We start from the raw sequence: 24,225 nt of genomic DNA, 5'->3' as shown, positions 1-24,225 counted from the left end.
TCGGTAAACTAAAAGGAGTAAAGAAGAGTTGAAAGTAGGAGAGAAGCAAATGAACAAAAAAATGATTTTTTTCGATATTGATGGTACGTTGTTGAATGAGAATAAAGAAGTTTTAGCTAGTACGAGGGGTGCTTTGAAAACGCTTAAAAAGAATGGGCATGAGCTTGCAATTGCGACAGGTAGAAATTTATTCTTAGCACAAAAAGTAATTGAAGAGTTGGATTTTAATAGTTATATTGTATGTAACGGAGCAGCTGGTTATTATCATCATGAATTAGTCTTTGAAAATTCGTTAGATCCAGGGGCATATGAAGAACTGTTACAAGTAGCCGATTTGCAAGGACATCAAATTGTCTATCAATCAGCTGACCTTTTAAGAAGTCGTGATGAAGTCAGTAAAAAAGCGATTGAAGAAGCGATGAATAGCATAGATTTTGGCGTTCCAGACTATGACCGTGAATTCTATCAGTCAAATAAGTTGTACCAAAGTTTGATTTTTTATTCAGAATTAGAAAAAAAGCATTATGAACAAGGGCAATTTCCTAAGTTTCGTTTTGTGCGTTGGCACGATGTGGGAGTAGATATTTTGCCTTATGATGGTTCTAAGGCGAATACAGCTTTAAAAATTGCTGAAATGCAAGGCTTCTCAGTAGAAGATACGATTGCTTTTGGTGATGGTTTAAATGATTTGGAATTGTTAACGATGGTCGGAACAGGGGTTGCGATGGGAAATGCTGTAGAACCAGTAAAATCACAAGCAACTTACGTAACCGATAATTGCAATGAAGATGGGATTGCAAAAGCGTTGAGAAAGTTAGACTTAATTTAATGTGACAATAAAAAACGACGATTTCCCTTTCACGGTAGAAATCGTCGTTTTTATTCTTTTTTAGTTGCGATAAGAACTAGATTGATATCCACGTTTATTAGCCCTCCACATAGTCTTGGATCGTTATGGGTTCATAGTCAAAAGCTGTTTTACTGCGATAGTGATGGTAATAAGAAGCGAATGGATGACAAGAAATACCCATCCAAGGTTTTTCATGCCCGCAAAAATGAATAATGCTTGGACTTTTTCTGGCTTCGCGATACTGTAAGTGGCCTAGTAATGTCGGGTGAACTTTTTCCTTTAACATCATATAGGTTTGAGCATTCCATTTTGGATGAAGTGGCGTCCAACGATCATGCAAAATGGCATTTAAAGCATCTTGATCGTGAAATTTTAATTTTTTAGGAAAATCATGGGCAAATTGTAACACTTTTTCTGAAATTTGTTCTTGACGCCATTTTTCTAAATCTAGGACCATTAAACCAGAGTTGAAATAGCGACTAGATTGAAATGGAATTCCCATAGTTTCAAGTCGATGATGAAACCCAGCATCTTCAACAGCCCCTAATAAATGTTCTTCTAAATCCATTCCCCATAATTCTTCGATAGAATCCATTACCAACATATCACAGTCAAGGTAGATAATACGTTCTACGTCTGGATCTGTAATTAAATTGGGTATCGCAATACGATAGTATGCTGTTTGAGGGATTCGGTTGCTCTCCACCATATTTTCAAAAAGGCTGGCGTCTACTGAAATATAAGAAATAACCGCTTTATTGTATGAACTAATGGTTCGATTTAAAAGAAGTTTCGAACGCAAACTAAGTCCATCGTCAATGATATAAAAATGAAAAGGAGCATTATTTTTATCTAATAAGGAACAAAGTAATGTTGCTAAGTGAGGAGCAAAATTTTCATTTGTTGAAGAAACAATTGAGATAGGTTTATCATGATTCGTTAATGTTGTCATAGTATTTCCTCCGTCTCTTTAGTTTGGTACATATTTTTTTTGAAAGGTCCTGCTTGAAGTTGTGCTAAATATGCTTGAGTGTATGGGTGACCTTGAAGGGTGTTCCAAGGTTTGTCGTGTCCAGTGAAGTGAATGATTGAAGGGAGTGTGATGGCTTCTTCATAAGTTTTTGCGTAATGCGCATCGGGGGCATTGTGTTTTCTGAAAATAAGAGAAGTTTGCATGTTCCATTTTGGATGAAGGGGAAACCAATTTTCATAAAGAGTGGCATTTAGAGCATCTTGGTCATGATAGATGATTTTATCGGGGAAGTTAGTCAAATAGTCAATCGTCTTTTTTGTGATATGATTTTTGCGCCATTGTTGGAGCTGAATTAAGAGTGTACCGGAATTAAAATAATAATCGTTTGTTGTGATGCCTAGACGAGCAGAAGCTTTAGCTTGTCCCGGATCAATCACAGCTCCGACGATAGCGTCTCCTAAATCAGTCTGAAATAGTTTTGAAATATCATCTAAAATCAGCATGTCGGCATCCAAGTAAAGCACTTTTTCATAGTCTAAATCAACTAATAAATCAGGAATAGAGATTCGATAATAGGCAGTTTGAGTTATATGATCGCTTTCCAAAAAGTTTTGATAAAGAGCTTTGTTAACTGAAAGATACTGAATTTGACCAAGTGAACTTAAGTGTTCTTTACTTTGTTCCGAAATATAATCGTCAATGATATAAAAAATAACAGAGTACTTATCAGGAAGATGGTTGAGTAATGACTGTATCATTACACCAAGGTAAGGAGCGTATTTTTCATCTGACGCGGAAACTATTGGAATAACGGTAGTGTTAGTCATTAGAATTCACCTCCATTTATTTTTATTAAAATTAGATTAAAATTGTTAGTATTTGTTTAATCATATTCTCTTTTAATGGTGAAGTCAACTTATACAACTTTTTAATCAGGTGTTTTTATTCTAAAAGTTCTTTTTATAGTAGAATAAAATCGAAACTCGAGCAAAGATAAAACTATATAGAAGAACTTAACCGAAAGAAAATTATTTAAATAAAAAAAAGACAAAGCGATAAAAACGCTTTGTCTTACTTATTAAGAAATTACCGTTACGTCATTTTCAACTTTGAATGGTTCTTGTGAATTAATATGGTCGTAGAACATAATGCCATTGATGTGGTCAATCTCATGTTGCACAACAATTGCTGGATAGTTTTTTAAACGAATTTTGTGAGAAGTTCCTTCAGGATCGAAGTAAGTCAGCGTAATTCGACTGTGACGCACGACATATCCAGGTACTTCGCGATCAACTGAAAGACAGCCTTCACCTTCTGCTAAGCAAGAACTTTGAACAGAATGGCTAATAATTTTAGGATTAATCATAATACTGCTAAGAATTGGTTCTGCATCTTGTTCATCACTAGGAATATGAACAGCGATAATCCTTTTTTTGATATCTAATTGTGGTGCTGCTAAACCAACGCCACCACGTAAATTGTATTTTTCAGCTAATTCAGGATCTTGGCTATTTTTTAAAAATTCAATCATTTCTTTGCATAAAATTTTTTCCTCATTGGAAAGAGGGAACCTTACTTCTTCAGCGATTTCTCGTAAAGTAGGGTTACCCTCCCTAATAATAGTATCCATTGTTATCATAAATCGTCACTCCTACTAATCTTGTTTAATTAAATTGCATCAATTATTTTCTTTCGTCTTATACATTTTAACAGTATTGGCATTAAATTGCACGAACTTCAAGAACAATTTTAATGAAATTTAAAGAGCATAAGGCAGTATTTATATGTAAGCGAAATCATTTTTTTAAACAATATATTCCTTTTAAAAATGAGTTTTTTGTGAGATAATAATTAAAATTTAACGTGACAAATTCTATTTAGGAGTGATTTGATGGGAGAAGCAAAACGATATATCAAAGCAGTTTATCAAGAAGTAATGGAAAGAGATCCATATCAAACTGAATTTTTACAAGCTGTCAAAGAGTTTTTCAACTCAATTGAACCTGTTTTAGAAAGACATCCACGATTAATGGAAGAAAATATTTTGTCGAGAATCGTTGAACCTGAACGTATTATTCAATTTAGAGTTCCTTGGACCGATGCAAAAGGGAAAACTCAAGTAAACCGAGGTTTTAGAGTGCAATTTAGTTCAGCAATTGGACCTTATAAAGGTGGCTTAAGGTTGCATCCAAGTGTTAATCAAAGTATTGTCAAATTTCTAGGGTTTGAACAAATTTTTAAAAATAGTTTAACGGGTTTGCCGATTGGCGGCGGAAAAGGTGGCAGTGATTTTGATCCAAAAGGAAAAACAGATAACGAAGTCATGCGATTTTGTCAAAGTTTTATGACCGAACTTCAAAAATATATTGGTCCAGATACGGATGTCCCAGCAGGTGATATTGGTGTTGGAGGAAGAGAAATCGGTTATTTATTTGGTCAATACAAACGTTTAAATGGTTCCCATGCAGGTGTTTTAACAGGAAAACCAATTCCAATGGGTGGGAGTTTGGCAAGAACAGAAGCGACAGGTTATGGGCTGGTCTATTTTACAGAAGAGATGTTAAAAGATACAGGTAAAAGCTTTAAAAATCAAAAAGTAGTCGTTTCTGGAAGTGGAAATGTGGCGATCTACGCAATTGAAAAAGTACATCAATTAGGTGGAACCGTTATTGCGTGTTCTGATTCAAATGGTTATATTGTTGACTTAGAGGGTATTAAAATTGAAACAGTTAAACAATTAAAAGAAGTTGAGCGCAAGAGAATTTCAGAGTATATTGTTAAACATCCAACGGCTCGATATAACGAAGGAACTGTTTGGGAAATTGATGAAGAGTATCAAATCGCATTGCCCTCTGCAACTCAAAATGAAATCAACGGTACAATTGCTACTAAAATGATTGATAATGGTGTATATGCAGTGGCGGAAGGTGCAAATATGCCAAGTGATTTAGAGGCAATAGAGATTTATCAAAATGCAGGTATTTTATATGGACCTGCTAAAGCAGCCAATGCAGGTGGCGTAGCCGTTTCGGCTTTGGAAATGAGTCAAAATAGTTTACGTTTAAGTTGGACATTTGAAGAAGTTGATATGAGATTAAAAGAAATTATGACTAAAATTTACTTAGATTGTCGTGATACAGCCGCTGAATATGGCGTTCCTGGTGACTTTGTAAGTGGTGCTAATATCGCTGGTTTCTTGAAAGTATCAAATGCAATGATTTCTCAGGGCGTAGTTTAGAAAATAAATAGTTATTAACTAACTAAAGCTTTAAAAAAGTTGTCACGATGAGTTTTATTCATTATTTTACGAGTATCAAATGGCTAATTAAAAAGTGAAATAATTTTTAAATATGGATAAAGGTCTTGACGAATCAATTTTTGAACACTATACTAAGCACGTAAAGAAAATTAAATACACGCTTCTGTTAGGTGAGGCTCCTATATGGAAATATGCTGCTGCCCAAAAACATCGAGAGATGCCAATGGGTCAACAAGTTTGATCGAATTAAGGTCATTTTTAACGTAGCTGATGAATAATCTACGCCATATAGTGCTAAAGCTCGATGATGGAGAAAGTATAAGTGGTTTATTTTGGTGCGCTTATCTTGTGATGTGATGGTTTAGATGAAACTTTCCAAGCACATACTCTGTTATTTGAGTATGTGCTTTTTTGTATGCATCTAGCAAAAACGGTTTTAATTTTCAATGGAAATCAGTTCAAGTAGATCTCTTGTTCTCTGGATTCCTAAACATTCAAAGCGAGGTGAGTATCATGAAAAGTACGACTAAAGCAAGTGAAAATAGTGACCCTGGAAGTCAGAAGTCGAAGGAAAAGGTGAATAAACCTCCTAGTGATACTGACCATTTAACGAAGTTGAATTGATTAGGAACTGTTCTTCTTTTCTTTTGACAAGAAATGGAGGCAAAGAAAATGATGATGAATCGAAAAAAACAAATTCAAATGGAAAAAAAATCAAAAGATAACGATTTAAAAAAATTAGCTCGACTATCTGAAAAAAAAGTAATGATAAACTACCAAACAAGCCCAAGTGGATTAAGTGAACAAATGGCAAGCAAACGTTTAGCAGAATACGGTCCAAATGAAGTAGCAACACAAAGACCAACCCCGTGGTTTGTTCTATTAGTAGAAGCATTTAAAGATCCTTTTGTGTACGTATTGGCTCTTTTAATGGTTGTATCAGCGCTAACCAATGATTTTGAAGCAAGCCTTGTAATGGGTGTGATGATTTTATTGAGTGTTGGTATTCGTTTTATTCAAGAATATCGCTCACAAAAAGCAAGTTTAGCTTTAAAAGAATTAATTGAAACAACTTGTGGAATCACAAGAGACGGAGTAACGACTGAAATCCCTATCGATGAAGTTGTTCCTGGTGATATTGTGAATTTATCAACGGGGGATATGATTCCTGCAGATGCTCGTTTCATTTGGACAAAAGATTTATTTGTGAACCAAGCATCATTGACTGGTGAGTCAATGCCAGTTGAAAAATTAGTTAAAGTAGAAGAACCAACAGAAGAAGATACTGCTTTAGATTTAGCGAATTTAGCATTTATGGGAACCGATGTTTTAAGTGGACAAGGTCGAGCAATTATTTTAAAAACAGGAAATGATACTTTCTTTGGCGATATCGCGTCTAATGTTTCTGAAAAAAGAGGCGAAACTAGTTTTGATCGCGGAGTAAAAAATGTTAGTAAAGTGTTGATTCGTTTTATGGTTGTCATGGTACCAATTGTTTTTCTACTGAATGGTTTGACTAAAGGCGATTGGGGCCAAGCGTTCTTCTTTGCGATTGCTGTAGCAGTTGGTTTGACGCCTGAAATGTTGCCAATGATTATTACAAGCAATTTAGCAAAAGGTGCTATCAAAATGTCTAAGAAAAAAGTAATTGTAAAAGAACTCAATGCCATTCAAAATCTAGGGGCAATGGATATTCTTTGTACAGATAAAACTGGAACAATTACAGAAGATCATGTTGTACTTGTTAAACACGTTAGTCCAATTGGTGATAACTGTAAAAAAGTTCTAGATTTAGCATTTTTAAATTCTAATTATCAAACAGGTTGGAAGAATTTAATGGATCATGCTGTTATTAATTATTATGAAGAAAATAAATTGGCACAAAAAATAGGGCATGTTGAAAAAATTGATGAGATTCCATTTGATTTTTCTAGACGTCGTTTAACAGTAGCGGTCAATAATGAGGGCCATCAGTTAATGATTACAAAAGGTGCCGTAGAAGAAATGATGAAAATCTGTTCTCATGTGGAAATTAATGATGAAGTTGTTCCTCTAACTGATTCGTTGCGAGAAAAAATGTTGACAGTTAGTGTTGATATGAATCAAGACGGTATGCGCGTGCTAGGTGTTGCCTATAAAAAAGATGTTCATGATACAGCAATCTATAGTATTGCAGATGAAAATGAAATGATTTTAGCTGGTTTTATGGGATTTCTTGACCCAGCAAAAAAATCTTCCATCACAGCTATTAAATCTCTACATGAACATGGCGTAACGGTAAAAGTTTTAACTGGAGATAATGAAATTGTTTCACAAAAAGTCTGTAAAGATGTAGGGATTGAAGTAGGACAAGTTTTATTAGGCAATGAAATCGAAACGATGAGTGACGAAGCATTAATGGAAGCTTCAGAAAAAGTCAATCTTTTTGCTAAGCTAAATCCGATGCAAAAAGCACGTATTATTGCTCTTCTTCAGAAAAAAGGTCATACTGTTGGGTTTATGGGAGATGGAATCAATGATGCACCAGCTTTGCGAAAAGCAGATGTTGGCATTTCTGTTGATACGGCAGCAGACATTACAAAAGAAGCAAGTTCAATTATTTTACTAGAAAAAAGCTTAACAGTTTTAGAAGATGGTGTATTAGAAGGTCGGACGGTCTTTGGCAATATGATGAAATACATTAAAATGACAGTTAGTTCTAACTTTGGGAATGTTTTTAGTGTATTAGTGGCAAGTGCCTTCTTACCGTTTTTACCAATGCTTTCTATCCAACTTCTTGTTCAAAACTTGATTTACGATGTTGCTCAATTAACGATTCCGTGGGATCGAATGGACGAAGAAGACTTAATGAAGCCAGCTAAATGGAATACAGGCAACTTAATGAAATTTACATTATCGATTGGACCAATTAGTTCCATTTTTGATATTCTGACCTTCTTATTAATGTACTTTGTCTTCCATGCAAATACAGTAGGCAATCAAGCGTTATTCCACTCTGGTTGGTTCGTTATTGGATTGATTACTCAAACAGTGGTTGTTCATATTATTAGAACAAAAAAAATTCCGTTTATTCAAAGTATGGCTAGCATACCTGTAACGATTTCGACAATTTGTGTGATTGCGATTGCAATTCTAATTCCTGATACAGCTCTAGGTGGATTTTTTGATTTTGTTCCACTACCAATGGCTTATTGGAAATGGATGGTTCTAATTGTACTTGCATATGGAGTTGCAGTTCAATTAGTTAAAACAATCTATATTAAAATTAATAAAGAGTGGCTTTAAAAAGAAGACTTTATCTTAGCTAAGATAAAGTCTTCTTTTAGTTACACCATATTATAGGAAGAAAGATGAATAGTTCAATTAGAAAATCATAGGGAAAATTTATGGTACTAAAAGAAATATAAAAACAATGTTGTTTTCTAAAAAGAAGGATTCGTTGATATTTTTGTCAGAAACGTATTATGAGAAAAATCTAATCAATATTTTTTTGATTGTGAAAACAATATCATGCGAGAGCTGTTTCATAAAATAATCGAAATAATAATACAGTTTTACAATCAGAATGTAACAGATTGAACTTGATTCAACGCAATTTGTTGAATTTGAGTAATTTTTAAATCTACAATTATTCATTATTCTTCTTAAAAAAGTATAAAGTGAATGTTTTCACTATGATGGTGCGTTAGGTTGATTTTCTATGCTAACCCTAGACTTTTTACGATTTACAGACATCAAAAATGACCCGTATCCCTTGCATATCCTATGAAAGCGTGTTAAATTAAATGAGTAAAGAGATTACACTAATACAGTTTTAGTAACTGTATAAAACAGCATCTTACAAACAAAAATAGATTGTGATGAAGAGAGGAATGGTTAAAGATGGCTACAAAAAAGAATAAACCTGTCGATTTTGATGCATTACTACACGGCGTGAATGCAGAATTTCCAACAGTACAAATTTTAGATGAGGATGGGAAGATTGTTAATCCTGATTTAATGCCAGATTTATCTGATGAAGAGTTAGTTGATTTAATGTCTAAAATGGTATGGTCACGTGTGTTAGACCAACGTTCAACTGCCTTAAACCGTCAAGGACGTTTAGGATTCGTTGCTCCAACTGCTGGACAAGAAGCAAGTCAATTAGCAAGTCATTATGCAATTGAAAAAGAAGACGTATTATTACCTGGATATCGTGATGTCCCTCAATTGATTCAACACGGCTTACCTTTAAAAGAAGCTTTCTTATGGTCAAGAGGACATGCTGCTGGTAACAAATATGACGCTAGCTTACAAGCATTGCCACCACAAATCATTATTGGTGCACAAATCGTTCAAGCTGCTGGTGTTGCTTTAGGTCTTAAAAAACGCGGCAAGAAAAATGTCGTTTTAACTTATACAGGTGATGGTGGTTCATCACAAGGAGATTTCTACGAAGGAATGAACTTCGCTGGAGCATACAATGCACCTGCAATCTTTATCGTTCAAAACAACGGCTATGCAATCTCAACTCCACGTTCAGTTCAAACTAAAGCTGTAACATTGGCTCAAAAAGCAGTAGCTGCTGGAATTCCAGGAGTACAAGTTGATGGGATGGATGCTTTAGCAGTTTACGCTGTAACAAAAGAAGCAAGAGAGCGTGCAATTGCAGGCGACGGTCCAACTTTAATTGAAACTTTAACTTACCGTTATGGTCCACATACACTTTCAGGAGATGACCCAACTCGTTACCGTACAAAAGAAACAGACGATATCTGGGAAAAACGTGATCCATTAGTACGTATGCGTATTTTCTTAACTGAAAAAGGCTTATGGACTGAAGAAAAAGAAAACGAAGTAATTGAAGCAGCAAAAGAAGAAATTAAAGACGCAATTAAAGAAGCAGATCAAGAACCAAAACAAAAAGTTTCTGATTTCTTGAAAAACATGTTTGAAGAACCAAACCAAACACTTAAAGAACAAATTGCAATCTTTGAAGCAAAGGAGAGTAAATAATCATGGCACAAAAAACAATGATCCAAGCCATCACTGATGCGCTTGCAGTTGAACTTGGCAAAGACGAAAACGTTTTGATTTTCGGTGAAGACGTTGGGAACAATGGTGGGGTATTCCGTGCTACTGAAGGCTTACAAGCACAATTCGGTGAAGACCGCGTATTCGATACACCACTTGCAGAATCAGGTATTGGTGGACTTGCAGTAGGTTTAGCATTAGAAGGCTTCCGTCCAGTTCCAGAAATTCAATTCTTCGGATTCGTATTTGAAGTAATGGATTCAATCGTAGGACAAGCAGCTCGTACACGTTACCGTATGAGTAGCACTCGTAACATGCCAATCACAATCCGCGCACCATTTGGTGGTGGAGTTCATACTCCAGAATTACACTCAGATAACTTAGAAGGATTGATTGCTCAATCTCCTGGTATCAAGATTGTTATTCCAAGTAACCCATATGACGCTAAAGGCTTATTGATTTCTTCTATTCGCGATAACGATCCAGTCGTTTTCTTAGAGCACATGAAATTATACCGTTCTTTCCGTGATGAAGTTCCTGATGGCGAATACACTGTTCCACTAGGCAAAGCAGCTATCACTAAAGAAGGTACAGATGTATCAGTTATCACTTATGGCGCAATGGTTCGTGAAGCGTTAAAAGCAGCTGAAAAACTTGAAAAAGAAGGCATTTCAGTTGAAATCGTGGATCTTAGAACAGTTTCACCATTAGATATTGAAACAATTATTGCTTCAGTTGAAAAAACTGGTCGCGTAGTAGTTGTTCAAGAAGCACAACGTCAAGCAGGTGTTGGTGCAATGGTTATGTCTGAAATTTCAGAACGCGCAATCCTTTCATTGGAAGCTCCAATTGGACGTGTTGCTGCTCCTGATACAATTTTCCCATTCGGTCAAGCAGAAAACATCTGGTTACCAAATGCAACAGATATTGAAGAAAAAATTAAAGAAGTATACAACTTCTAATTTATTTCCAAGATTAAAACGAATGCAATCACATCTCTGAGAGTTATGGATTGGTTGCATTTGTTTCATTTCTAAAGCACTTGAACAAACTATTTTGTAAAAGACAAACTAGTTAATATAGAAGGGAAGTTATCGAAAATGGCTTTTAAATTTAAATTACCAGATATCGGTGAAGGAATCCATGAAGGTGAAATCGTTAAATGGTTCGTAAAACCAGGCGACACAATCAATGAAGATGATACTTTACTAGAAGTACAAAATGACAAATCAGTTGAAGAAATTCCATCTCCAGTAACAGGTACTGTTAAAAGTATCTTAGTTGAAGAAGGAACAGTTGCCGTAGTTGGCGATGTTTTAGTTGAAATCGACGCTCCAGGACATGAAGAAGATGAAGCAGCAGCTCCTGCTCCTGCTAAAGAATCAGCTCCAGCAGCTGCACCTGCAGCAAGTGGTGCTTCAGCTTTATTCCAATTCAAATTACCAGATATTGGTGAAGGAATTGCAGAAGGCGAAATCGTTAAATGGTTTGTAGCTCCAGGCGATACAATCAATGAAGACGATACGTTATTAGAAGTACAAAATGACAAATCAGTTGAAGAAATTCCATCTCCAGTAACAGGTACTGTTAAAAACATTCTTGTTTCAGAAGGAACAGTTGCCAATGTTGGTGATGTTTTAGTTGAAATTGATGCACCAGACTTCGTTGATCACAGTGCACCTGCAACTGAACAAACTCCAGCAAGTCCAGCAGTAACTCCAACAAGTGAAACTACAGCAACACCTGCTGCTACTGGCGCAGGTTCAGTCGTTGCAACAAGTGATCCATCAAAACGCATTTTAGCAATGCCTTCAGTACGTCAATTAGCACGTGAAAAAGGAATTGATATCAGTTTAGTATCAGCAACTGGTAAAGGCGGACGTATCACAAAAGAAGATATCTTGAACTTTACAACTGGTGGCGCAACAGCAGCACCTGCAACTAAAGAAGAAGCATCAGCTTCAACAACAACTGCATCAGCTCCAGCTTCTAAACCAGCTGCACCAGCACAACCATTTACTTCAACAATGGGCGAAATGGAAACAAGAGAAAAAATGTCTCCTACTCGTAAAGCAATTGCTAAAGCAATGGTTAACAGTAAAGCAACAGCACCACACGTTACGCTATTCGATGAAGTAGATGCTACTAAATTAATGGCTCACAGAAAACGTTTCAAAGATATCGCAGCAGATAAAGGCGTTAAATTAACATTCTTACCATATGTTGTAAAAGCATTGGTGTCTGTTTTACGCAAATATCCAGCATTAAATGCTTCAATTGATGATGCGACTCAAGAAATTGTTTACAAACACTATGTAAACGTTGGAATCGCAACAGATACAGACCACGGTCTATTTGTTCCAAACATTAAAAATGCAGATGCGAAAAGTATTTTCTCAATTGCAGGTGAAATTACAACCCATGCAAAAGCAGCAGCTGAAGGTAAATTAGCAGCAGCAGATATGCGTGGCGGATCCTGTACAATTAGCAACATTGGTTCAATCGGTGGCGGCTGGTTCACTCCAGTTATCAACTACCCAGAAGTTGCTATTTTAGGTGTTGGTAAAATCGCTAAAAAAGCAGTTGTAAATGCTGATGATGAAATTGTTGTAGCACCAGTTATGCAATTATCATTAAGCTTTGATCACCGTATCATTGATGGAGCGACTGCTCAAAAAGCAATGAACGATATGAAAGCATTACTAGCAGATCCAGAATTATTATTAATGGAAGGATGATCATAAAATGGTAGTAGGAGATTTCGCAATCGAATTAGACACAGTTGTTATTGGTTCAGGCCCTGGAGGATATGTTGCCGCTATTCGTGCAGCTCAACTAGGCCAAAAAGTAGCAATCGTTGAAAAAGAAAATATCGGTGGAGTTTGTTTAAACGTTGGATGTATTCCTTCAAAAGCACTAATCAGTGCTGGACATCACTACCAAGACGCTATGCACTCAGAAGTATTTGGTGTAACAGCTGAAAATGTGGTTTTAGATTTTGCTAAAACTCAAGAATGGAAAAACAATAAAGTTGTCAAATCACTAACTAGTGGTGTTGAAATGTTATTGAAAAAACACAAAGTTGAAATTTTACGTGGTGAAGCTTTCTTCGTTGATGAGCATGACCTACGCGTAATGACTGAAACAAGTGCACAAAGCTATACATTCAACAACGCAATTGTGGCAACTGGTAGCCGTCCGATTGAAATCAAAGGATTTAAATTTGGCAAACGTATCATTGATTCAACTGGTGGTTTAGCACTTCAAGAAGTGCCTAAAAAATTAGTTGTTATCGGTGGCGGATATATCGGAAGCGAATTAGCTGGAGCTTACGCAAACTTAGGCGCTGAAGTAACAATTTTAGAAGGTTCTCCTTCAATTTTGCCTAACTTTGAAAAAGACATGGTTAAATTTGTAACAGATAACTTCAAAAAGAAAAACGTTACAATTGAAACAGGTGCAATGGCTAAAGAAGCAATTGAAACTGCAGATGGCGTAACAGTTAAATATGAAGTAAATGGTGCTGAAAAATCAATTGATGCCGATTATGTGATGGTAACAGTTGGTCGTCGTCCAAATACAGATGAATTAGGTTTAGAACAAGCGGGTGTTGAAGTTGGCGAACGTGGATTAATCACAGTTGACGCACAAGGCCGTACAAATAAACCAAATATTTATGCAATTGGCGATATCGTTCCTGGTCTTGCATTAGCACACAAAGCAAGCTATGAAGCTAAAATTGCTGCAGAAGCTATTTCTGGTAAAAAAGTAGCAGTTGATTATAAAGCAATGCCTGCAGTATGTTTCACGGATCCTGAATTAGCATCTGTTGGTCTTACTCAAGCAGAAGCAAAAGCAGAAGGAATGGATGTTAAAGCATCTAAATTCCCTCTACAAGCAAATGGACGTGCTTTATCTCTTGATGCTACTGAAGGTTTTGTACGTTTAGTAACGACTAAAGAAGATAACGTTCTTGTTGGTGCACAAGTTGCCGGTGTTGGCGCAAGTGACATTATTGCTGAATTAGGTTTAGCAATTGAGTCAGGTATGAATGCTGAAGACATCGCTCTTACAATTCATGCTCATCCTTCATTAGCTGAAACAGTTATGGATGCTGCTGAATTAGCATTAGGTATGCCAATTCACATTTAATAGTAAGTTCATATAAAAAACTAAACGCATAGTCGATTAGTCGTCTACTTGTAAAAGAAGACGTGCTTATACTGAAAATCAATTTGATTTTATTGAAAGAACTTCTACAAATTAATGATTCGTCATTAGTTTTGTAGAAGTTCTTTTTTTATTAAGTTGTTAAAAACAGAATATTTACATTATAATGACAAATTGATGACTTTGTTACAAAAAGAAGTATCTGTCAGTAATTTTAGTATAATAAGAGATGGAGAGTAAAGTTTTTAAGAAGAAAGAAAACTTTGCAATAGTGGTTGAAATACAGGAGGGTGTTGGATGGGTAGAGGTCATCTAAGTAAAGTAATGGTAGCAGGGAATAATCGAACTGCTTATGATTTTACTTTTTTAAGTATGTTGCGGATGAAAATTAAGGAGTTGGTTTTATTAGATGTGCCAGAGTTAGATATGGCTATTTTTAAAGATTTAACTTATACAGAAGCTATTTTTCCACATACTACTTTAAAGATTGGCAATGAAAAAGACTTTCAAGATACCGATTTATTAATTATTACAGCATGCGAGGAACGCAATGAAGACGAAACGGACAAAGAGTATCTTAGGCGTAATATCAAATTAGTTCGAAAAATAATTAACCAAGCAATGGCGAATAGTTTTGATGGTATGGTGATTATCGCAACTGAACCAACGGATATTTTTACTTATTTGATTTGGAAGTTTTCAGGGTTGCCAAAAGAACGTATTTTTGGATTAGGAACCTATTTTGATACAATTTATTTTCAAAATATGTTAAGTAAATTTTTTAAAATTTCGGTTCATGATGTGAAAGGTTATATTGTTGGTGGGAGTCAAAAAAATCAAAAAATAGCGATTTGGAGTCGTTCTTATGTTGGTGGGACGCCGGTGCTAGGCTTGACTGTCGACTCTGATAATGCTTTTAATCAAGAAGCTATGTTTAAAATGGAAGAGATGATTCTAAAACGCTATGACGATAATGCGGTTTGCCGAACAGGCTATACAAACGCTGCAACATTAGCGAAATTAGTTCAATTAATCAGTAATAATGAAGAAGCAATTGTTCCATTAGTCCATTTAGTGGATATTGATGAGTACAAGGCTATTCCGTTATCTCTCCCGATTTTACTAGGTGAAAATGGCATTAGTGCGTCTTATGAACTTGGATTTTCAGATGATGAACGCCAAGAAATTTTAGGTGTCGCAAAACAAATCAGAGAACAATTAGATATTATTGAACAAGGGAAATAATAGAAAGTTACAGGTGAACAACATGGAAAAAAGTTACAGCTATCCTATCGATTTAGAATGGTCAAGGGAAGATATGGTTCGTGTAATTGATCTTTGGCGAGCAGTGGAATTAGCATATGAAACCGGGATTGATCGCGAACTCTTTTTAAAAAAATATCAAGCATTTAAACAAGTGATTCCAGCCATTGGTGAAGAAAAAAAATGGGGTCGAGAATTTCAGCAATTATCTTCTTATTCGTTGTATAAAGTTGTTCAAGAAGCAAAAACAAGTACTAAAAAAAATATTCATATGTAAGTAAGTTGCCAAGAAGGATTTCGTTGCTTTTATAAGTGATGACATTCTTTTTTTGGTTGATTTTATTCCTTAATTTACATTCAGTTTGGTACAATAGAATTAAAGGGTTGATTAAGGAGCGGATTTTTTATGGTTTTTCAAAAGAGACATGAATTAATTAAAGGTTGGATTTTAGAAGCAGCTACGATGACTTTGAAATCACTGCAAGAAGAACTGACTGTTGAGGTGAAATCTCATCGAAATGATTTAGTTACGAATATGGATAAAGCAGTGGAAGTTTTTTTAATCAGCAAAATTCAAGAAAGGTTCCCCACTGAACGGATTATGGGGGAAGAAGGTTTTGGAAATAGTTTCCAAGATTTAGAAGGAACCGTTTGGATCATTGATCCGATTGATGGAACTTTAAATTTTATCAAACAAAAAAGAAATTTTGCAATTATGATAGGTGTTTATCATAATGGAATTGGTCAAATGGGGTATATTTATGACGTTATGGAAGACGAAATGTATTGGGCCGTAAAAGGACAGGGAGCCTATTGTAATGATGAAAAACTTCCAATGGTTGAGGATACCTCGCTAAAAGAAGGATTAGTGGCTATTAACAGTGGCATGTTTGCAACAAATCGCTATCACGCTGCTGAAATGGGCTTAGCTAGTTCGGGTGTGAGGATGGTTGGATCAGCAGGTGTTGAGACAGCTCATGTAGTTAGCGGGCGTTTAGCTGCCTATCTTTCATATTCTTTATGCCCATGGGATATTGCTGCAGGTAAAGTGATTGCAGAAGAAGTAGGGTTAGTCTACAAAAAGTTAGATGGAAAAGAGGTTGATTTGTTAAGTAAAAACGGCATTATTGTTGCTACACCAAAAGCATATCAAGAAATATTAACGGATTATTTATTAAAACCATAAAAAAATTCTGAGTTGTTTTGAAAAAAGTTCTGATGGAGTGATTTAAAAAATAAAATAACTAAAAAAATAAAAGTGAAAAATTGTAAATAAGTTATAACTCGCTATTTTCTATTGAAAAAAAGGCAATTATAGAAAACAGGTAACGGCAATTATTGGACCTAATTAACAAATTGAACCGTTTTCTTAAAAAAAACTACAAAAACCAAGATTTTTTTCTTTTCAAAGAGGCAAAATAGTGTTAGACTAGATAAGTTGATAGTTGTCTTCATAAGTTTTCAGTGCGTTTTCAAATCGGATTTTGCAAAAAACTTATGAAAAAAGTTCCTTAAGTTGAATTTCAACTTGATAAGTGAACTGTTTTACACGTAGAGTGGATAGCGAATCAGTAGCATTGAAATAACTCTCAAAGAGTCTCGGAGGAATATATTTATGAAAAGAAGAAATGATATCAGAAACGTCGCAATTATTGCCCACGTTGACCATGGTAAAACAACATTAGTTGATGAATTATTAAAACAATCAAGTACATTAGATTCTCATAATGAACTAGCAGAAAGAGCGATGGATTCTAACGATATTGAAAAAGAACGTGGAATCACTATCTTAGCTAAAAACACTGCTGTTGACTATAAAGGTACACGCATCAATATCATGGATACACCAGGACATGCCGATTTCGGTGGTGAAGTAGAACGTATCATGAAAATGGTTGATGGAGTAGTCCTTGTTGTAGATGCATACGAAGGAACAATGCCTCAAACACGTTTTGTATTGAAAAAAGCTTTGGAACAAAAACTAATTCCAATCGTAGTTGTAAACAAAATTGACCGTGATGCAGCTCGTCCTGCTGAGGTTGTTGATGAAGTTTTAGAATTATTTATCGAATTAGGTGCAGATGATGATCAATTAGAATTCCCAGTAATTTATGCTTCAGCTATGAACGGAACTTCTAGTATGTCTGATGATAAAAATGATCAAGAAGCAACAATGGATAACGTTTTCGATACAATCGTTAAAACAATTCCTGCTCCAATTGACAATAGCGATGAACCTTTACAATTCCAAGTATCATTATTAGATTATAATGACTATGTTGGACGTATCGGTATTGGACGCGTATTCCGTGGAACCATTAAAGTTGGCGATAATGTTGCCTTAACTAAATTAGATGGTTCTGTTAAGAACTTCCGCGTCACTAAATTGTTTGGTTTCTTTGGTTTGCAACGTTTAGAAATCCAAGAAGCACAAGCAGGAGATTTAATTGCTGTTTCAGGTATGGAAGATATCTTCGTTGGAGAAACAGTAACACCTGTTGACCATCAAGAACCACTACCAGTGTTACACATTGATGAACCAACCTTACAAATGACTTTCCTTGTAAATAACTCACCATTCGCAGGACGCGAAGGTAAATGGGTTACTTCTCGTAAAATCGAAGAACGTTTAATGTCACAATTACACACAGATGTTTCTTTACGTGTTGAAAGTACTCCGTCTCCTGACGCTTGGGTTGTTTCTGGACGTGGCGAATTACATTTATCAATCTTAATTGAAAACATGCGTCGTGAAGGCTATGAATTGCAAGTATCACGTCCATCTGTAATCGTTAAAGAATTCCAAGGTAAATTATGTGAACCATTTGAATTAGTTCAAATCGACACACCTGAAGAGTATATGGGTTCAATTATCGAATCATTAAGCCAACGTAAAGGCGAAATGCAAGATATGCAAAACAACGGAAACGGACAAGTTCGTTTAACATTCCTAGCTCCTGCTCGTGGATTGATTGGATATTCAACAGAATTCTTATCAATGACTCGCGGATACGGAATCATGAACCACACATTTGACCAATACCTACCTGTATTAAGTGGTAAAATTGGTGGACGTCGTAACGGTGCACTTGTTTCAACTGAAACAGGTAAAACAACGACTTATGGAACAATGGGTGTTGAAGATCGTGGAACCATCTTTATCGAACCAGGTACTGAAATTTATGAAGGTATGATCGTCGGTGAAAACTCACGTGAAAATGATATTACGGTTAATATTACAAAAGCAAAACAAATGACTAACGTTCGTTCTGCTAATAAAGACCAAACAAATGTGATCAAACGTCCTCGTAAATTATCATTAGAAGAATCATTAGAATTCTTAGGTGATGATGAGTATTGTGAAATCACACCAGAAAGCATTCGTTTGCGTAAACAAGTATTAAACAAAAACGAACGTGAAAAAGCTGCTAAGAAAAGCCGTTTAACTGCTACAGAATAAAAAATAAAAAAGTTAGCTAAGTGAATTTACTTAGCTAACTTTTTTTTTGTTTAAAAGGTAAATTTAATCATCTTTAGTCTTTGTGTTTGTTTAATTTATGCTATAATAAACAATGAGTAAGTTTATGGGAGGAATGAAGGCATGTCAGAAGTTGTACAAAAAGATAAGGCTTTAGCTGCATTGATGGAAGATGCAGAACGAATATATACATTAATAAGTAGTCAAAAACAACATTTATGCCTAGCGCAATGCCCTGCATTTGAAGAAGTAGTAGACACACAAATGTATGGATTTTCTAGAGAAATCGCCTATGCTAGTAAAATTGGCATTGTTTCAGAAGATGAAGGTCATCGAATATTAAGTGATTTAGAAAAAACATTGAATGACGTTTACACTGAAATGTATGACGAAAAAAAAGAGCAAATTTAGTTCATAAGGGAGGTTATGGGCTACTAGAGATTTAGCCAACTATATGAAAAAATTAAAATATCTTGATTATTATATTTTTATACCGTATTTAATCCTATCCGTGCTTGGCATTTTAATGGTATATAGCGCCAGTAGTTTTGTAGCAACTATTCCACCAATTAATAGCACACCCGATCATTTTTTTAAGTTACAAAGCATATTTGTCTTAATGGGATTGGTCGTTTCTTTTGTGGTGATGTCCTTTAAATATGAGATGTTAAAAAACAAACGTTTAGTCATGTTTGCTCTATTAGTAATTGCGATTTCCTTACTGTACTTGTTTTTCTTCGGGGAGGCTTTAAATGGAGCAGCAGGTTGGTTAAGTATTTTTGGATTTAATTTACAACCAGCTGAATTTTGTAAAATTGTTATTATTTGGTATTTTGCATTTATTTTTTCTAAAAAACAACGAAGTATTGTACATGATTTTAGAAATACAGTCACCCCACCGCTAACGATTTTCTTGTTTTTCTTGTTATTGATTGCGATGCAGCCAGATATTGGAGGCGCAGGAATTATTTTAGTTATTGGAGTGGTGATGATTTTTGCAAGTGGTGTATCGGTTTATTTAGGGGTCGGTTCTGGTTTGCTGGGGATTGGTGTCATTTTTGGAGTTTTGGAAATGGTACAAAAACTTGGTGAGAATACTCCATTTTTAGATAAGTACCAGTATCAGCGTTTTGTGGCTTTTTGGGATCCTTTTGCCGTTTCTGAAACAGTAGGGAATCAACTTGTGAATTCTTACTATGCGTTAAGTCGCGGTGGTCTTTTTGGTGTTGGAATTGGCCAAAGCGTTCAAAAAACCGGTTATTTACCTGAACCATATACGGATTTTATTATGTCTATTTTAGGGGAAGAATTTGGTCTCTTTGGGATTTTTGTTGTTGTAACCTTATTTGTCTTTTTGATTTTAAGAATTTATTTAATTGGCATTCGTGCAAAAGATGCCTTTGGTTCGTTACTTTGTATCGGAATCGCAACGATGTTATTAGTGCAAGGATTTATTAATTTAGGAGGCGTTGTAGGACTTTTACCAATTACGGGGGTAACATTCCCTTTTATTAGTTACGGTGGTTCTAGTACCCTTGTTTTGACGATTTCAATTGGTTTAGTATTGAATGTAAGTGCAACTGAAAAAATGAAGCGTGAAAAACTACGTTTAGAAAAATTAGCGAGATAGAAATATCACCAATTTGAACAATTTTGATGTTAAGTTGTTCCATGATTGTGTATAATGAAAATATGATTAGAAAAGACTTCTGTTTTTGAAGTCTTTTTTTTAAGGAAACTAATAATGAATGGACAAGGAGTGAGGTCATGAAAAAAGTATTAGTGGCTAACCGTGGAGAAATCGCGATTCGAATTTTTAGAGCATGTACAGAGTTACATTTAGATACAGTAGCAGTTTATGCACAAGAAGATGCAAGTTCTGTTCACCGTTTTAAAGCAGATGAGGCATATTTAGTAGGGAAAGGGAAAAAACCTATTGAAGCATACTTAGATATTGAAGATATGATCCGAATTGCAAAATATGCAGGAGCAGATGCGATTCATCCAGGATATGGCTTTTTATCGGAAAACCTTTCTTTTGCAAAACGTTGTAAAGAAGAAGGAATTACTTTTATCGGACCTGATTTACATCATTTAGATATTTTTGGTGATAAAATAAAAGCAAAAGAAGCAGCTATTGCTGCAAATATTCAATCGATTCCAGGAACAGACGGTCCTGTTTCAAGCCTTGCAGAAGTAGAAGAATTTGCTAATGAACATGGCTATCCAATTATGATTAAAGCTGCTTTAGGTGGCGGTGGTCGAGGAATGCGTGTAGCTCATTCTCAAAGAGAAGTAAAAGATAGTTATGATCGTGCTAAAAGTGAAGCTAAAGCAGCTTTTGGAAGTGACGAAGTTTATGTAGAACGTTACATTTCCAATCCAAAACATATTGAAGTTCAAATTCTTGGAGATCAACATGGAAACGTCATTCATTTGTATGAACGTGATTGTTCGGTTCAAAGACGTCATCAAAAGGTAGTAGAAGTAGCTCCTTGTGTGTCTATACCAGATACCTTGAGAGAAGCGATGTGCCAAGCGGCAGTTCAATTAATGGAACATGTTCATTATGTCAATGCGGGAACTGTTGAATTTTTATTAGAAGGTGAAAACTTTTATTTTATTGAAGTAAATCCTCGTGTTCAAGTAGAACACACGATTACAGAGATGATTACTGGTATTGATATCGTTCAATCCCAATTGCAAATAGCGATGGGCAAAGATCTTTTTAAAGAAATGTATTTGCCTCAACAAGCAGACATTAAAATCATGGGTGCAGCAATTCAATGTCGTGTTACGACGGAAGATCCGATGAACCATTTCTTACCAGATACTGGCAAAATTGATACGTATCGTTCACCAGGTGGTTTTGGTATTCGTTTAGATGCGGGGAATGGATTCCAAGGTAGCGTAGTTTCGCCATTCTTTGACTCGTTATTAGTAAAAGTATGTGTGCAAGCGATGACGTTTGAATTAGCGGTTCAAAAAATGGAGCGTTCACTAAAAGAATTTAGAATTCGTGGTGTTAAAACAAATATTCCATTTATGCAAAATGTTATTTCTCATCCGATATTCTTATCTGGGAATGCGAAAACAACTTTTATTGATACAACTCCTGAACTATTTAAATTTTCGAAAATTCGTGACCGTGGAAATAAAACGATGAAATACATTAGCAATATTACCGTAAATGGTTTTCCCGGAATTGAAAAAAATGAGAAGAAATTCTTAGCAGCAGCTCGTAAACCACAAAAATTGATTTTACCAAATGAACCCTATATCAGTGCTAAAAATATTCTAGATAAAGATGGGGCAGATGCTGTTGTTGATTGGGTTAGAGAACAAAATCAAGTGTTATTAACAGATACAACCTTTAGAGATGCCCATCAAAGTCTATTGGCAACTAGAGTGAGAACACAGGATTTTGTAACGATTGCGGAAGAAACCCAAGCTGGTATTCCACAATTATTTTCAGAAGAAATGTGGGGTGGGGCTACATTTGACGTTGCATACCGTTTCTTAACAGAAGATCCTTGGGAGCGATTAAGAAAATTACGTCGTAGAATGCCAGATACGTTATTCCAAATGTTATTTAGAGGTTCAAATGCAGTCGGTTATCAAAATTATCCAGATAATGTTATTGAAGCCTTTATCCAACAAGCTGCTCAAAATGGCGTGGATGTATTCCGTATTTTTGATAGCTTAAACTGGATTCCACAAATGGAAAAAAGCATTCAAGTTGTACGTGACACGGGTAAAATCGCAGAAGCGGCTATTTGTTATACGGGAGATATCAATGACCCAACGAGAGATAAATATACCGTGCAATATTACATTGATATGGCACAAGAATTAGAACGACAAGGAGCGCATATTATTGCGTTGAAAGATATGGCAGGGTTATTGATGCCGCAAGCTGCCTACCGATTAATCAGTCAGCTGAAAGCAGCCATTGATTTACCGATTCATTTGCATACTCATGATACAAGTGGTAACGGTATTTTCACCTACGCTTCAGCAGTTAAAGCAGGCGTAGATATTGTTGACGTTGCGATGAGTGCTGTGAGTGGTGCGACTAGCCAACCTAGTATGAGTAGTTTGTATTATGCTTTAGTGAATGGCGATCGAACACCAGATATTGCTATTGAAAATGTGCAACAACTAAATCATTATTGGGAAGACGTGCGAACCTACTATAGTGATTTTGAAAATGGGATCAGCGCACCGCAAACAGAAGTTTATCAGCATGAAATGCCAGGTGGTCAGTATTCAAACCTTCAACAGCAAGCTAAAGCAGTAGGTTTAGGAGAGCGTTGGGAAGAAGTTAAAGCAATGTATGCTACCGTTAACTTAATGTTTGGGGATATTGTTAAAGTAACACCTTCTTCAAAAGTTGTTGGAGATATGGCTTTGTTTATGGTTCAAAATGAACTAAATGAAGCAGATGTCTATGAAAAAGGTTCAACAATTGATTTCCCTGATTCTGTAATTGGCTTCTTTATGGGAGACTTAGGTCAACCAACAGGAGGCTTTCCAAAAGAGTTGCAAAAAATTATTGTTAAAGATCGGACACCAATTAATGTACGTCCAGGAACTTTGGCAGCGCCAGTTGATTTTGAAGCTGTGAAAAAAGAATTAGCTGAAAAAATGAGCAGTGAACCTACCCAAGAAGATGTTTTAAGTTATATTATGTACCCTCAAGTTTTCTTAGATTATTGCAAAATGCACGATCAGTTTGGAGATGTGACGTTATTAGATACGCCAACATTCTTCCACGGAATGCGGACAGGAGAATCTGTTGAAGTTCGAATTGAAAAAGGAAAAACACTGATTGTAAAACTGATTCAAATTGGTGAACCAGATTCTGAGGGAATGCGTATTATCTACTTTGAGTTAAATGGTCAAGGCCGAGAAGTCGTTGTTAAAGATATGAGTGTAACCGGTACGGCAATTCTTCGTAAAAAAGCTGAGCCAACTAACAAGGAACACGTGGGAGCAACAATGCCTGGTTCTGTTTTAGATGTATTAGTTAAAAAAGGGGATCGAGTTAAGAGTGGAGAACCTATTTTAATTACTGAAGCGATGAAAATGGAGACAACGATTCAAGCAAATTTTGAAGGCGTAATTGATCAAGTATATGTTCAAAATGGTGATTTGATTGAAACAGGTGATTTACTGATTGAAATAAAAGCCAGATAAGTGGATAATAAAAGAAACGG

General features: G+C 35.6%; 17 protein-coding genes and 1 riboswitch. Of the genes, 14 read left to right on the top strand and 3 right to left on the bottom strand.

The window, feature by feature from the left end; translation table 11 throughout:
* The first annotated feature begins 49 nt into the window (after window positions 1–49).
* Complete coding sequence (locus AC07SW_RS01625) at window positions 50–829, top strand: Cof-type HAD-IIB family hydrolase (RefSeq protein WP_494632130.1); 780 nt, start codon at window positions 50–52, stop codon at window positions 827–829.
* A gap of 97 nt (window positions 830–926) precedes the next feature.
* Here AC07SW_RS01625 and AC07SW_RS01620 read toward each other — a convergent pair whose 3' ends face one another.
* The 3 genes from AC07SW_RS01620 to def form a co-directional block, all read right to left on the bottom strand.
* The gene (locus AC07SW_RS01620) at window positions 927–1,802 is read right to left on the bottom strand and encodes a glycosyltransferase family 8 protein (RefSeq protein WP_135023882.1); all 876 of its coding nucleotides are present in this window, start codon (window positions 1,800–1,802) and stop codon (window positions 927–929) included.
* Window positions 1,799–2,650, bottom strand: a complete 852-nt coding sequence (locus tag AC07SW_RS01615) for a glycosyltransferase family 8 protein (RefSeq protein ID WP_034569273.1) — start codon at window positions 2,648–2,650, stop codon at window positions 1,799–1,801. Before AC07SW_RS01615 ends, AC07SW_RS01620 begins: the two co-directional genes overlap by 4 nt.
* 251 nt (window positions 2,651–2,901) lie before the next feature.
* Window positions 2,902–3,462: a peptide deformylase gene (gene def / locus AC07SW_RS01610; protein ID WP_135023879.1), complete on the bottom strand. Its 561-nt coding sequence runs from the start codon at window positions 3,460–3,462 to the stop codon at window positions 2,902–2,904.
* Between the two features lie 252 nt (window positions 3,463–3,714).
* Between def and gdhA the strand changes: the two genes are divergently transcribed.
* The 13 genes from gdhA to AC07SW_RS01545 all read left to right on the top strand — a co-directional run bounded on the left by gdhA (window position 3,715) and on the right by AC07SW_RS01545 (window position 24,205).
* Window positions 3,715–5,061 (top strand): NADP-specific glutamate dehydrogenase, encoded by a 1,347-nt coding sequence (gene gdhA / locus AC07SW_RS01605; RefSeq protein WP_135023875.1) that lies wholly within the window; start codon window positions 3,715–3,717, stop codon window positions 5,059–5,061.
* A 176-nt stretch (window positions 5,062–5,237) separates the two neighbouring features.
* A riboswitch (M-box (ykoK) riboswitch) is annotated at window positions 5,238–5,403 on the top strand.
* A 336-nt stretch (window positions 5,404–5,739) separates the two neighbouring features.
* Window positions 5,740–8,367, top strand: coding sequence for a magnesium-translocating P-type ATPase (mgtA, locus tag AC07SW_RS01600; RefSeq protein ID WP_494632127.1), 2,628 nt, complete (start codon window positions 5,740–5,742; stop codon window positions 8,365–8,367).
* Between the two features lie 597 nt (window positions 8,368–8,964).
* Window positions 8,965–10,077 carry a pyruvate dehydrogenase (acetyl-transferring) E1 component subunit alpha gene (gene pdhA, locus AC07SW_RS01595; RefSeq protein ID WP_034569280.1) on the top strand — a complete coding sequence of 371 codons (1,113 nt, stop codon included), beginning with the start codon at window positions 8,965–8,967 and terminating at the stop codon, window positions 10,075–10,077.
* A 2-nt stretch (window positions 10,078–10,079) separates the two neighbouring features.
* The gene (locus AC07SW_RS01590; RefSeq protein WP_034569284.1) at window positions 10,080–11,057 is read left to right on the top strand and encodes an alpha-ketoacid dehydrogenase subunit beta; all 978 of its coding nucleotides are present in this window, start codon (window positions 10,080–10,082) and stop codon (window positions 11,055–11,057) included.
* A 138-nt stretch (window positions 11,058–11,195) separates the two neighbouring features.
* Window positions 11,196–12,833: a dihydrolipoyllysine-residue acetyltransferase gene (locus AC07SW_RS01585; protein WP_494632125.1), complete on the top strand. Its 1,638-nt coding sequence runs from the start codon at window positions 11,196–11,198 to the stop codon at window positions 12,831–12,833.
* A gap of 7 nt (window positions 12,834–12,840) precedes the next feature.
* Window positions 12,841–14,247, top strand: coding sequence for a dihydrolipoyl dehydrogenase (gene lpdA, locus AC07SW_RS01580; RefSeq protein ID WP_119908156.1), 1,407 nt, complete (start codon window positions 12,841–12,843; stop codon window positions 14,245–14,247).
* 315 nt (window positions 14,248–14,562) lie between these two features.
* Window positions 14,563–15,510 (top strand): lactate/malate family dehydrogenase, encoded by a 948-nt coding sequence (locus AC07SW_RS01575; RefSeq protein ID WP_034569289.1) that lies wholly within the window; start codon window positions 14,563–14,565, stop codon window positions 15,508–15,510.
* 22 nt (window positions 15,511–15,532) lie between these two features.
* On the top strand, window positions 15,533–15,805 hold the full coding sequence (locus AC07SW_RS01570; RefSeq protein WP_034569291.1) for a UPF0223 family protein: 273 nt from the start codon (window positions 15,533–15,535) through the stop codon (window positions 15,803–15,805).
* 129 nt (window positions 15,806–15,934) lie between these two features.
* The gene (locus AC07SW_RS01565; protein WP_494632124.1) at window positions 15,935–16,714 is read left to right on the top strand and encodes an inositol monophosphatase family protein; all 780 of its coding nucleotides are present in this window, start codon (window positions 15,935–15,937) and stop codon (window positions 16,712–16,714) included.
* A 429-nt stretch (window positions 16,715–17,143) separates the two neighbouring features.
* A complete protein-coding gene (gene typA, locus AC07SW_RS01560) occupies window positions 17,144–18,988 on the top strand; it encodes a translational GTPase TypA (protein WP_034569297.1) in 1,845 nt (614 codons plus the stop codon).
* 141 nt (window positions 18,989–19,129) lie between these two features.
* Window positions 19,130–19,417: an Fpa/YlaN family protein gene (locus AC07SW_RS01555; RefSeq protein WP_034569300.1), complete on the top strand. Its 288-nt coding sequence runs from the start codon at window positions 19,130–19,132 to the stop codon at window positions 19,415–19,417.
* A gap of 43 nt (window positions 19,418–19,460) precedes the next feature.
* Window positions 19,461–20,636 (top strand): FtsW/RodA/SpoVE family cell cycle protein, encoded by a 1,176-nt coding sequence (locus tag AC07SW_RS01550; RefSeq protein ID WP_034569302.1) that lies wholly within the window; start codon window positions 19,461–19,463, stop codon window positions 20,634–20,636.
* A gap of 137 nt (window positions 20,637–20,773) precedes the next feature.
* Window positions 20,774–24,205, top strand: coding sequence for a pyruvate carboxylase (locus tag AC07SW_RS01545; RefSeq protein ID WP_494632122.1), 3,432 nt, complete (start codon window positions 20,774–20,776; stop codon window positions 24,203–24,205).
* Window positions 24,206–24,225: the final 20 nt, after the last annotated feature.

It is taken from the genome of Carnobacterium sp. GW821-FHT04C06 (genome assembly GCF_059420345.1).
Note: the sequence above shows the minus strand (reverse complement) of the source record. Positions and strands in the feature narration are given on the sequence as shown.